The 12,607-nt window shown below is 60.0% G+C and carries 10 protein-coding genes; 9 read left to right on the top strand and 1 reads right to left on the bottom strand.

Features of this window, described 5'->3' with window-relative positions:
- Positions 1-26: 26 nt before the first annotated feature.
- From EOI86_RS10135 to EOI86_RS10100, 8 genes are all read left to right on the top strand, one after another.
- Positions 27-1,019, top strand: a complete 993-nt coding sequence (locus EOI86_RS10135; RefSeq protein WP_127764932.1) for an LLM class flavin-dependent oxidoreductase — start codon at positions 27-29, stop codon at positions 1,017-1,019.
- A 129-nt stretch (positions 1,020-1,148) separates the two neighbouring features.
- A complete protein-coding gene (locus EOI86_RS10130) occupies positions 1,149-2,135 on the top strand; it encodes an NAD-dependent epimerase/dehydratase family protein (protein WP_127764931.1) in 987 nt (328 codons plus the stop codon).
- Positions 2,136-2,443: 308 nt separating this feature from the next.
- Positions 2,444-5,158, top strand: a complete 2,715-nt coding sequence (locus EOI86_RS10125) for a hypothetical protein (RefSeq protein WP_127764930.1) — start codon at positions 2,444-2,446, stop codon at positions 5,156-5,158.
- Positions 5,159-5,183: 25 nt separating this feature from the next.
- The gene (locus EOI86_RS10120; RefSeq protein WP_127764929.1) at positions 5,184-6,254 is read left to right on the top strand and encodes an extracellular solute-binding protein; all 1,071 of its coding nucleotides are present in this window, start codon (positions 5,184-5,186) and stop codon (positions 6,252-6,254) included.
- A gap of 103 nt (positions 6,255-6,357) precedes the next feature.
- The gene (locus EOI86_RS10115) at positions 6,358-7,485 is read left to right on the top strand and encodes an ABC transporter ATP-binding protein (protein ID WP_127764928.1); all 1,128 of its coding nucleotides are present in this window, start codon (positions 6,358-6,360) and stop codon (positions 7,483-7,485) included.
- A gap of 4 nt (positions 7,486-7,489) precedes the next feature.
- Positions 7,490-8,359, top strand: a complete 870-nt coding sequence (locus EOI86_RS10110) for an ABC transporter permease (RefSeq protein ID WP_240035610.1) — start codon at positions 7,490-7,492, stop codon at positions 8,357-8,359.
- Between the two features lie 3 nt (positions 8,360-8,362).
- Positions 8,363-9,226 carry an ABC transporter permease gene (locus EOI86_RS10105; protein ID WP_240035609.1) on the top strand — a complete coding sequence of 288 codons (864 nt, stop codon included), beginning with the start codon at positions 8,363-8,365 and terminating at the stop codon, positions 9,224-9,226.
- Positions 9,227-9,268: 42 nt separating this feature from the next.
- Positions 9,269-10,159 carry a LysR family transcriptional regulator gene (locus EOI86_RS10100; protein ID WP_127764926.1) on the top strand — a complete coding sequence of 297 codons (891 nt, stop codon included), beginning with the start codon at positions 9,269-9,271 and terminating at the stop codon, positions 10,157-10,159.
- Positions 10,160-10,173: 14 nt separating this feature from the next.
- Here EOI86_RS10100 and EOI86_RS10095 read toward each other — a convergent pair whose 3' ends face one another.
- Positions 10,174-11,067, bottom strand: coding sequence for a LysR family transcriptional regulator (locus EOI86_RS10095; protein WP_127764925.1), 894 nt, complete (start codon positions 11,065-11,067; stop codon positions 10,174-10,176).
- 181 nt (positions 11,068-11,248) lie between these two features.
- On the opposite strand from EOI86_RS10095, the gene ugpB reads away from it, so the two are divergent.
- Complete coding sequence (gene ugpB, locus EOI86_RS10090) at positions 11,249-12,562, top strand: sn-glycerol-3-phosphate ABC transporter substrate-binding protein UgpB (protein ID WP_127764924.1); 1,314 nt, start codon at positions 11,249-11,251, stop codon at positions 12,560-12,562.
- Positions 12,563-12,607 lie beyond the last annotated feature (45 nt).

Below are 12,607 nucleotides of genomic sequence, written 5' to 3'. Positions count from 1 at the left end.
GCCAACAGTAGATAGGTGGTGGTACCATGACGCCGATTTCCATTCTCGACCTTGTCCGGGTGACCGAAGCGACCGATGCGGCGGGCGCGCTCTATAACGCTCGGGACGTCGCCCAGCATGCGGAGAGCTGGGGCTATAACCGGATCTGGGTGGCCGAGCATCACAACCTGGCCGGCATCGCCAGTGCGGCCACTTCGGTCGTCATTGGGCATATCGCGGCAGGGACGAAGAAAATCCGCGTCGGGGCCGGGGGCATCATGCTGCCGAACCACGCGCCCTATATCATCGCAGAACAATTCGGCACGCTGGAACGTCTGTTTCCCGGGCGGATCGATCTGGGCCTGGGCCGCGCGCCGGGGACGGATCAGATGACTTTACGGGCGCTGCGCCGCGATCCGGGATCGTCGGACCATTTCCCGCAGGATGTCATGGAATTGCAGGCCTTCCTGGCGCCGGCCCAGCCCGACCAGCGCATCGTCGCCATCCCGGCGGCGGGCACTGAAGTGCCGCTGTGGATTTTGGGATCCAGCAATTTCGGTGCGATGCTGGCCGCCGAACTAGGCCTGCCTTATGCCTTCGCCTCCCATTTCGCGCCCGACTATCTGCTGCCGGCGCTGGAACTCTATCGCAGCCGGTTCAAGCCGTCGGAACAGTTGGACAAGCCGCATGCCATGGTCGGCGTGAACATCATTGCCGCCGATACGGATGCGGAAGCCAAGCGTCTGGCGACCACCCAGCAAATGTCCTTCACCAATATATTCCGGGGTGCGCGGGGCCTGAGCAAACCGCCGATCGACGATATCGAGACCTATTGGTCGCCGCAGGAAAAGGTTCAGGCGATGGGCATGCTGGCGCGCTCGATCTATGGTTCCCCCGACACGGTGCGGGCCGGCATGGACGCGCTTGTGAAGGAAACCCAGGCGGATGAATTGATTGTCGTCTCCGACGTCTTCGATCATCAGGCGCGGATCCATTCCATCGACCTGATCGCCCAGGCGGCAGGCCTGTCGCGGGAATAACAGCGACGGCAGCGGGCGGCGCCGGGACCGCCCCGTCGCCAGCGTGCGACGCGCATGTTTTATGCGTAGCACGCCCCGGCACGGCTGGTAGGGTGCCGGCGGTTGAAGACGGCGGGAAGGACATTTCCCATGACGATCCTGGTTACCGGAAGCGCCGGACATCTGGGCGAGGGGCTGATGCGTGTCTTGCGGGATGCGGGGCGGCCGGCCCTTGGGCTGGACATCAAACCGTCGCCCTACACCGATATCGTCGGGTCGATCACGGACAGGGATTTGCTGAAACGGGTGTTTGAAGATGTCCGGTCGGTCATCCATACGGCGACCCTGCACAAGCCCCATGTCGCGACGCATGCCGCCCAGGACTTCATCGATACGAATGTGACGGGCACGCTCTGCTTGCTCGAGGCGGCGATGCAGGCGCAAGTCGAGGCGTTCGTCTTCACCAGTACGACCAGCACATTTGGGTGCGCCCTGACACCGGCACCGACAGAGCCTGCCGCCTGGATCACCGAGGCGGTGACGCCGATCCCTAAGAACATCTATGGCGCGACCAAACTTGGGGCCGAACATCTGTGCGAATTGTTTTCTCGGCGGCGCGGCCTGCCGCTGATCATCCTGCGGACGTCGCGCTTCTTTCCGGAGGAGGACGACACTGCCGCGATCCGGGACCGGTTCGACACCGCCAACGCCCAGATGAACGAATTGCTATACCGGCGGGCCGATCTGGCCGATTTGGTGGATGCGCATTTGTTGGCGCTGGACCATGCCCCGGAACTGGGGTTTCAACGGTTTATCGCCTCAGCCCCGACACCGTTCGCGGAAAACGATCTTGTCGACTTGCGGCGGAATGCGCCCGAAGTGCTGTGGCGGTATTTCCCGGAAGCCCGAGCGGTCTACGAGGAAAAGGGGTGGTCCATGTTCGACAGCATCGACCGGGTCTATGTCAGCCGGCCGGCGATGGACGCATTGGGCTGGAAACCGAAATGGGACTTCGCCGCCGCGCTCGACAAGGTGGGACGGGGCGAGGACTTCCGCAGCCCGCTCGCCCGTGCCGTCGGCATCAAGGGCTACCACGACACGGTGTTCACCGACGGTCCTTTCCCCGTCGAGGACTGAACCGCGCGGCGTGTATCTGTTTTCGCCACAAGACAGCATCTCTTCGCTATTTCCTGTTTTTCAATAATTCAGGCGGTTTCGTCGATAACGTAAGTTCGGCATTTGCCGGTTCGGAAATCTGGGGAGGCCTTTGCAGTACCGCTAAATCTCCACAAGCACTAAAAGATTAGAAAATCTGAATAAACGATCAATGTCTGCAATATAATTCGCTTCTCGCATCGGCTGGGGCTGCATAGGCTGACTTTAAAGAACGGTCCGGTTTGTCGCCGCGTCCGTCGGTCCAGGGTCGGCAGAGAGAAGCATAAACATTGTCAGAGATTACGCAGGGCGTTGTCGTTCGTCGGTTCTTGGATTGCCCCGCCGGTACTGAAATGCCGGACCAAATCGTCTGGGCGCTGGGCGAGTTGGAGCGGTGCATTGTCGAACGCTTCGATGGGATGGGAACGACAGAGTTTTCACCGCCCGAACTGATCCTTTCCCTTTCTAAATCCGATGCGTTTATTGAAGCAGCGGGTCGCATGGGGGTAACCCTGCCCGACGCTGAAGACAGTTTCGCCTTGTTCGAAGCGGAAGCGGATGGGCGCCGGCAGATCCATGCCTATGGAGCGGATCTACGCGGCCTCGTTTACGCCGTAATGGAATTAGCCGACCGCGTGCGCTACGCGGCCAGTCTGGACGACGCCCTGACCCTGCCGACGCCCTTGGTCGAAACGCCGGTCGCAAAAGTGCGCAGCATCAGCCGTTGCTTTCAAAGCGTCGCCGAAGATCTGCCGTGGTTCCACGATCGCGAGGGGTGGTGCGAATACCTGACGCATCTGGTTACACATCGGTTCAACCGCGTCTCAATGACCATGGGAATGCAATATAACTACCCCTATGGAAACGAGTTCATTTCGGATGTCTATTTTCACTTCGCCTATCCGTTCCTGGTCCAGGTCCCGGGCCATAACGTCGAAGCGGAAGGCCTGACCGCGGCGGAGCGGGAAAAGAACCTGGATACCCTGCGCTTCATCGCCGCCGAAGCGCGCCGCCGTGGGCTGTCGTTTCATCTGGCGTTGTGGACGCAAAGCTACGATTTCGCGAACAGCCCGAATGCCAACTATCAGATCAAGGGCGTGACCAAGGAAAATCGGGCCGCCTATTGCCGTGACGCCCTGGCCATAATCTTGGCGGAGGTGCCTGACATCACGGGTCTCACCCTGCGCGTCCATGTGGAATGCGGCATTCCGGAAGGAAGCTACGATTTCTGGGAAACCTATTTCGAAGCCGTGACCGGATGCGGCCGGACGATCCAATTGGATCTGCATGCGAAGGGCATCGACGAACGCATGATCCAGATCGCGCTGGGAACCGGCATGCCTGTCTGCATCTCCCCGAAATACACATCGGAACATATGGGATTGCCATACCACCAGGCGTCGATCCGGGCATTGGAGCTGGAAACGGGGGCGGGCGGTGACGGCGGCGCCGGCCGCGATATGAAGACGCTTTATTCCGGCCCGGATGCGGCAGAGCACGAAGGCACGTGGCGCTTCAGCGAAGGCGCCCGGAAATTCATGCGCTACAGCTATGGCGATCTGTTGAAGGATGGCCGGCCCTATGACGTCGTCTACCGCATATGGCCGGGAACGATGCGCGTGCTGCTGTGGGGCGATCCGGTCTTGGCCGGCGGCTATGGCCGGCATTCCACGTTTTGCGGCTCGGCGGGCGTAGAGCTGTGTGAGCCGCTCTCCTTCAAAGGGCGCATGGGCAGCGGGCTTCCGGGGGATCGGACCGGCTATAAGGACTCGACCCTGTTGCGCCGCCGGGATTGGCAGAAGTTCGCCTATACCTACCGGGTCTGGGGGCGGGGGCTGTATAACCCGGCATCGGTCGACGACAGCGCGGACAGATATCTTTCCGCTCAATTCGACGGTGCGGCGCGCGATTGCCGTACGGCGATGGCGAACGCGACCCGTATCCTCCCTTTGATTACTCTGTGTCATACGCCGACGGCATCGAACAATTCGTATTGGCCCGAAATATACGAGAACATGTCCGTGGTGCATGAGGCGCCGTATTTGCCGTACGGATATGAACTGTTCAAACCGGCGCGTTACGGCACGGTCGGCTCCTGCGACCCCCAGCTCTTCATGTCGCCGGCGGAATGCGCGGCGGCCCTGGTGGCCGGCGAGCCGGTCGACCGCATCGCCCCGCTGACCTGGGCGAATTGGCTGGAAACCCTGAGTGCCAAGGCGGTCCTGGCCAATGAACGGGCGCGGGCGGGCGTTTCCGAACACAGTCCGGAATTAAGGCGATTTTCGGCGGATGTCACCATACATGCGGCCATTGGCCGGTTCTTCGCGGAAAAGACCCGCGCGGCGGTGTTGTGGGAGATTTTCCTGCTGCTAGGCGCGCCGTCGGTCGGTGACGCGGCCCTTTGCCGGTACAGACTTGCGCGCGATGCTTGGGCCGTCGCGGCGGAAGAGGGAAGGGCACATTATGTGCCGGACCTCACCTATGGACCGCATTCTTGGCTAAGCGGACGTTGGGACGACCGCTTGCCGGCGATCGATCAGGACATCGCCGACATGGTGGCGATCCTGGCGGGGCGTGACGGCACGGCGGTCGACGGCGAAACGACGAATACCGGTTTGGCCGCCGCCCTTATCGAACGTGTCGAGGGGTGGTCGTCGCCGCAGCAATTGACCTGTCTCCACAGCCAGCCGACCGACCTTTCGACAGGCAAGGACATCGCGTTGACATGCAGCCCACTCGATGCGGTCCGCCGCGCGGGGCGGCTGTATTTTCGTCACGTCAATCAAGCGGAGGCATGGCAATCCGGCCCGCTGGAATACAGGGACGGTGCGTATCACGGCGCCATACCCGGCGACTATTCCGCGGCGCCATACCCGCTTCAATATTATTTCGAATTTCAGGACGAGGGCGCGGTGAGCCTTTTTCCAGGTCTTTCGGAAAGCGTCGCGGGTCAACCGTATTTCACGGTTCAGATCAACAAGAACACGGCGCTTCAAGCCGGATAGCAACATCAACGAACAGGAGGCTTAAGTGAATAAATTTCTCAATGCCATTTGCGCCGGCGCCGTTGCGGCCCTATGCGCGTCCTCGGCCAATGCGGAAACGCTGCGGCTGCTGACCTGGGGCGGATATGCCCCCGATGAAGTGATCGCCCTTTTCGAGAAGAAATACCCCGACATCGATGTCGAGGTTACATTCTCGAACAATGAGGAAATGGTCGCCAAGCTGCGTGCGACCGGTGGGGCCGGCTTCGATCTTGCCCAACCCAGTGTCTCCCGCATCAAGGCGGCGCAGTCGGAATACGGTATCTACAAGCCGATCGATATTTCCAAGATTGACGCTTCGGTGATCGAACCGGTGCTGATGGATTCGGTCAAGAAATACGCCACGATCGACGGGGAACTCTATTCCTTCCCGCATCAATGGGGCACGCAGGGACTGATCGTCGATGTTTCAAAGGCGCCGGACCTCAAGGGATGGACCGACCTTTGCGACCCCAAATACAGCGGGCGTGTATCGATGCGCCTCAAGCGCGGCGTGTTGTTGGGCATGGCCTTCGACATGGGCATGAACCCGTTCGACGCCTATGACGATCCCGCGGCGTATCAGGCTATTCTGGACAAACTGGAAGCCAAGCTGATCGACTGCAAAAAGAACGTGAAGGCCTATTGGACCGGCGGCGACATGCTCTCGAACCTGATGCTTTCCGGCGAAGTGGTTGCCTCCGACGCCTGGGATTCCACGGCGTTCAAACTTTATAGCCAGAACCCCAATATCCGCTTCGTGCCGACACGGACGGGGGCGCTCGCCTGGATCGACACGTTCACCTTGCCGGCAAAGGGCAAGGCAGATGACGCGGCCTATAAGTGGATCAACTTCGTCAATCAGCCTGAAATCGTGACCATGATTTCCAAATCCTCCGGCGCCATCAGCGCGGTCAAAGGGGGCAAGGAATTGATGCCGGATGCGGCGCGGGAAGCGGTCAACCTCGCCTTCGACGATGCCGCCATCGCCAACCTAAAAGTCATGCCAAGCGTGCCGGCCGGGCTTGAGGATATGGAAGGCAAGGTCCTGGACCGCATCAAGGCGGCGTCAGACTAAGCATACGTCCATTCGTCCGGTGAGGACGCTATCGGGTCAACCAGGGCCCGATAGCGTTCGCCGGATGGCCGAAACACCGAGAGTTGAAAGCCCGCGCGTAATCATGTTCGACCTTCAATGCGATAACCTGACCAAGATGTTCGGCGCCTTCTGCGCCGTGAACGACGTGTCCCTGGAAGTGCCCAGCGGTTCCTTCTTCTCGATCCTCGGGCCATCGGGTTGCGGAAAGACGACCTTGATGCGGATGATTGCGGGGTTCGAGACGCCGAGCGGCGGCGATATCCGCATAAAGGGGCAATCGGTTCTGTCGATCGGGCCGAACAAACGAAACGTGAAAATGGTTTTTCAGCATCTCGCCCTCTTTCCGATGATGGATGTGGGCGAGAATATCGCATACGGGTTGCGATGCCGGGGGGATAGCAAAAGCGAGATCAAGACACGGGTCGCCGCCGTCCTCGACCGGATCGGTCTGGCCGGATACGAAGGGAAGCGTATTTCCCAGCTTTCCGGCGGACAGAAACAACGTGTGGCGATTGCGCGCTGCATGGTTCTTGAGCCGGATGTGCTGCTGCTCGACGAACCGTTGGGGGCGCTCGATCTCAAGCTGCGGGAACATATGAAGATCGAGTTGAAACAGCTTCAGCATCAGTTCAACACGACCTTCCTCTACATCACCCATGATCAATCCGAAGCCTTGGTTATGTCCGACAATGTCGCGGTCATGAATGCCGGGCGCTTCGAACAGATCGGGGCGCCGGAAGACCTGTACCGGGCGCCCTCGTCAGCCTTCGTCGCCGGGTTCGTCGGCGACAGCAATCGCTGGTCGGGTACTGTCACCGCGTTGGATCGGGACCAGGTGAAAGTCGGCCTGGATGGTGGCGCGACCTTGGTCGCACCCCTAGCCGGGGGATCATCGGGGCAGGGGGGCGGATCATCAAATACTGGCCGGTTATCGGTTGGTGACACGGCATCGGTCTTCGTCCGACCGGAAGCCTTGGTGGTGACGCCGGGCCTTTTGCCCGACGCGCCCGACCGCAATCGGTTGCAGGGGACAATCGACAGCTTCCTGTTCAACGGGGCGAACAGCAGGGTGCTGGTGAGGACGTCGCGCGGGGAGTTGATCGAGGTCGATCATCGTCTGGACGGGGGCCTCTCACGCGAGTCCGTCGGGCAGGATGTGACGTTGGAATGGCCGCATGCCGGCGGTATCTGTTTCAAGGCGGAGGACTGACGCCGTGTTGCGTACGGATACAGGCCGCCTTTCGCTGATCCTGCTGTTCACGCCATTCGCGTTGTGGATATTGCTGCTGATCGTTCTGCCGCAGATCGGCATCGGCTATCTGTCATTACAGGTCAAGCTGGCGCCCCGGGTGTATGAATTCGGTCTGGCGAACTATTTCGAATTCCTGAATGAACCGATCTATTGGAACACACTTTTACGCACCGCGTGGATTTCCGTTCTGGTGACGGTGCTTGCGTTGCTGGTTGGCTTTCCGGTTGCGTATTACATCGCGAAGATCGCGCGCAAACGGTCGCGGGCCGCGCTGTTTCTTTTATGCCTGATCCCCCTATGGGTCAGCGACCTCGTCCGCGCCTTCGGTTGGATTTTGCTGCTGCGGGAAACCGGTGTGTTTTCCAGCCTGTTGCAGGGTGCGGGTTTGATCGGGGAACCGGTGGAACTGTTGTACAACGATGTTACCGTCGTGATGGGGCTGGTCTATACCGTCGTGCTGTTCATGATCGTGCCCCTGGTATCGACCATGGATGGGATGGACAATGCCTTGATCGAAGCCGGTTACAATCTCGGCGGCAGTCGTTTCACCGTGCTGCGTCGGATCGTCATTCCCTATGCCATGCCCGGCATCGTCGCTGGCTGCATCATCGTCTTCATGCTCTGTGCCGGCAGTTACCTGACGCCGGTTCTGCTCGGCGGCAAGAACAGCATGTGGTTCACCGAACAGATCTATCAGCAGTTCATCACCCGGTATAACTGGGAAGCGGGGGCGACATTCGGCTGCGTGCTGTTGGCTTTCACGTCGCTGGCCGTTTGGCTCGGCCTGAAACTGACCGGGCAGAATCTGGCATCCACCGTGGCGAAGGATTAGACCGTGAACGTTGCTGCTCCAAATTCCGGTTTTCTGCGCGGTGTGTATGGCGGCTATATGCTGCTGTTCTTCCTGTATCTGGCCGCGCCGCTGATCGTCGCCGGCGTGTTCGCCTTCAACGATTCCAATTTTCCGGCCTTGCCCTGGAACGGCTTCACGCTGAAATGGTTCTTCGGTACCGAGAGCCCCAAGATCGGAATGTTCCACGACAGCCGGTTACTGCGCGGGATCGGTAATTCCTTGTATATCGGGGTGATCGTTTCCGCCATGGCGGTCGCGGTCGGAACCTGCAACGCCTTTCTGTTCGAACGCAAACAGTTCCCGTTCAAGGGCTTCTTCTACATCCTGATGATTGTGCCCTTGGTGATCCCGGGCGTGATCCTGGGCATTTCGATCCTGGTTTTCGCCAGCATGATCGCGAATGGGGCGGATGACGCGATCGGGATAGAACTGGGCATGCTGCGTCCCGGAATTCCGCTGGTGATCCTTGGCCAATTCTCGTTCCTCACCACCATCACCTCGCTGGTGATCGCCGCGCGGCTTCGAAAGTTCGACACCACGCTGGAAGACGCCGCCCTGAATCTGGGGGCGACACGGTTCCGGGTCTTGTCCACGATCACGCTGCCCTTCCTGGCGCCGGCGATGTTTTCCGCCTTCGTGGTCGCCTTCCTGGTGTCGTTCGAGAACTTCAATACGACCTTGATGCTGGTCGGACCGGATGCACCGCTGACGATCACGATGTACGATCGCATGGTGAAGGTTGGGTCGACGCCTGTGCTGAACGCCGTATCCTTCTTCTTGATGGTCGGGTCCGGGGTGCTGGCCTTGCTCAGCGTTTTAGTGAACCGCCGTAAAACCGAGGAATAGGACTGCACGGGCCCGCCCCGTGCGGGCAGGGCCGGGGACGTTATGCATATAGATCAGATCAGGACGTTTCTGGACGTCGTCTCCACGGGCAACTTTCACAAAACGGCGGAAAACCTGAATGTGAGCCAATCATCCGTCAGCGCCCGGATCCGGACGTTGGAGGATGAGTTGGGCCGAAAGTTGTTCACCCGCGGCCATACCGGGGCGGTGTTGACGCCCAGCGGCGAACGATTGCTGCGTCACGCCACCAGTTTGAGCCGGCTGTGGCAGCGCGCCCGGCAGGATGTGGCCCTGGCCGAGCAATACCGGGACTCGATCAGCCTGGGCGTGGCGATCAGCCTGTGGGATCAGCTTGAAATTCAGTGGGTCAGTTGGATGCGGGACAGGGCGCCGGATGTCGCCGTTCATGTGGAGGCCGATTTCTCGCCGGGCCTGATGGCGCATCTTCGCGACGGTGTCCTCGATGTCGGGCTGATGTATGAACCGCAGAAAGCACCGGGCCTCACGATCGAGGAATTCATGAGCGACCGGCTTTTCCTTCTCACCTCGCAGGGACGATGCCGGGTGGATGACCCGGATTGGCGCAAGGGCTATGTGAAGATCGACTGGGGCGAGCCGTTCAAACAGGATCATGACGCCGCTTTCCCCGACCTTACCCCGGAACTGACGGCGGGGCTTGGGATGATCGCCGTTCGCTATATCCTGGAATTCGGCGGCAGTGCCTATCTGCCTGTCAGAATGGTGATGCAGCATATCCGCAGTGGTCTGCTTCATCCGGTCAAGGGCGCACCGGTCTTCGAGCGCATGGGCTGTCTTGTCTATGGCAACAGTCCCGCCAACAAGGACCTTCTGGTTCTGGGTCTGCAAGGCTTGCGCGATGTCACCAAGGCCTTCGAAGCGGAAGCGTCGGAGTTGATCGCGTCCTGGGATTGATTGGCGCGGAAAAGCTAAAGCCGGTATCGAGCCAGGCTTTCGCGGAACATGTCCATGAATTCCATCATCACCAGTGACGGGTCCTTATGCGTCGGCCGGACGATGGCCAGGCGGTGAGGAATGCGCGGTTCGAAGGGGCGGAACCGGACACCGCGGTTGCGATAGCCTTCCGCGTCCAACTCGCTGATCACCGAAACGCCCAGGCCGCGCGACACCAATTCGCAGGCGGCGGTGAACTGACGGATTTCGACCAGGGAGTTGATCGCGACGCCGCGCGACTGAATCGCCTCCTGGAACGCACGGTAGAACGGGCTGTCGCGCCGTGTATGAATGATCTTCTCTTCCACCAGATCGGTCGCGCGGACGACCTTCATGTCGGCGAAGCGATGCCCTTCAGGAAAGATGCAGACGGTGCGCAGGTCGATCGTCTCACTCTGCACCGCGGGATGGCCTTCGAACCCGTCGGTGATGCCCAGGTCGTATTGCTCGTTCAGCATCCATTCCATGATCCGTTCCGGACGGTCCGGTTCGATCGTAACGGTGACGCCCGGCCGTTCCTCCAGGAAGGCGGACAGCACATCGGGCAGGTGGCTGGTGGCGAAGCCCGGCAAGCAGGCGACCTTCAGATGCCCGGCCTTGCGTTCCGTCAGGTTGCGGCTGAGTTCCCCAATATGATCCAAGCGCTCCAGCACCCGTTGAATGTCGGGCAGTAGGAACCGCGCCTCCTGTGTCGGGGTGAGGACACCGTCGCGCCGCTGGAAAAGCTGAAAGCCGATTTGCGTAGAGAGGTCCGACAGCAACCGGCTGACGGCGGGTTGGGAAATGCCCAAATCCTCGGCCGCGCGGGTCATCGACCCGGTCTCGGCGACCGCCATCAATGCTTCCAACTGCCGCATCCGAAGCCGCATGATGTTCTTACTCCGGTGGTTTTGGGGTAGGGCGTTCAAATCTGCATAACTATAATGCGATGTTATGTAAATGCTTACATAAATCGTTGTTCATTATGTAATCGATCTGTAGCATTTTTTAGATAAGCGGAGGCACGCGCCCGTCATTCGGCGGGGTTGGTTTGCCCATTGGGAGGTATATATGAGATTTTCTGCAATCGGCGCTTTGGTCGCCGGGTCCCTGTTGGCGTCGCCGTTCAGTGCGATGGCCCAAACCGAAGTACAATTTTGGCATGCGTTCACCGGCCGCTTGGGCGAGCTGGTGGCGGAGCAGATTGAAACCTTCAACTCTAGCCAGAGCGACTACAAGGTCGTCGGGTCCCACAAGGGGAACTATTCCGAAACGCTGAATGCCGGCATCGCCGCTTTCCGCGCCCAGGAACAGCCTCATATCCTGATGGTCTTCGAAGTCGGCACTGCGACCATGATGGGCGCCAAGGGCGCCATCAAGCCGGTATACGAAGTGATGGCCGATGCTGGCGCCGAGTTCGACCAGGATGCCTATATCGGCGCGGTGAAGGGTTATTACACGACGACGGACGGGGAAATGCTGTCCCTGCCGTTCAATTCCTCCACGCCGGTCTTGTGGGTCAACAAGGACGCCCTTAAGGCGGCCGGTATTGATCCGAATGTCGACCTGTCCACGTGGCAGAAGGTCGGTGACGTGCTCGACACGTTGAAGGCTTCCGGCCATTCCTGCCCGCTGACCACCGCGTGGCAAAGCTGGATCCATCTCGAGAACCTCAGCGCCTATCACAACGTACCTTTCGCGACGAAGGATAACGGCTTTGCCGGCCTCGACACGGAATTGGCCTTCAACGGCCCGGTTCAGGTCAAGCACATCCAGACCATGGGCGATTGGGCGAAGGACGGTAAGTTCTTCTATGCCGGTCGTCGGAACGAAGGCGGCGCCAATTTCCGCAGCGGCGAATGCGCGCTGTTCACCGAAAGCTCCGCCGGCTATGCGGGCATCAAAAAGGAAGCGCAGTTCGACTTCGCCGTTCGCCCACTGCCCTATTGGGAAGGCGTCGACGGCGCACCGCAGAACACCATCATCGGCGGCGCGTCGCTTTGGGTCATGACCGGCCATACGGACGAGGAATACAAGGGCGTCGCGGCGTTCCTGAACTTCCTGTCCTCGACCGACATCCAGGCCAAATGGCATCAGGATACGGGCTATCTTCCGATCACGATTGCGGCCGGTGAAAAGACCAAGGCCGACGGTTTCTACAAGGAAAATCCGGGCACCGACGTTGCGGTGATCCAGATGACTGCCAATCAGCCGACCGCCAATTCCAAGGGTCTTCGCCTTGGTTCCTTCGATCAGATCCGTGGTATCATCGACGAAGAATTGGAAGCGGTTTGGTCCGGTGACAAAACGGCACAGGAAGCCATGGACAGCGCCGTCGAACGCGGCAACGTCTTGCTCCGCCGATTTGAGCAGGCCAACCGGTAAAGTAACGGGAATACGGACCCGCCGTCGCGGGTCTTCGTGTTGGCA

Source organism: Hwanghaeella grinnelliae, from assembly GCF_004005845.1.
Taxonomy (GTDB): domain Bacteria; phylum Pseudomonadota; class Alphaproteobacteria; order UBA8366; family Aestuariispiraceae; genus Hwanghaeella; species Hwanghaeella grinnelliae.
This window is presented reverse-complemented; position numbering and strand designations above follow the sequence as displayed.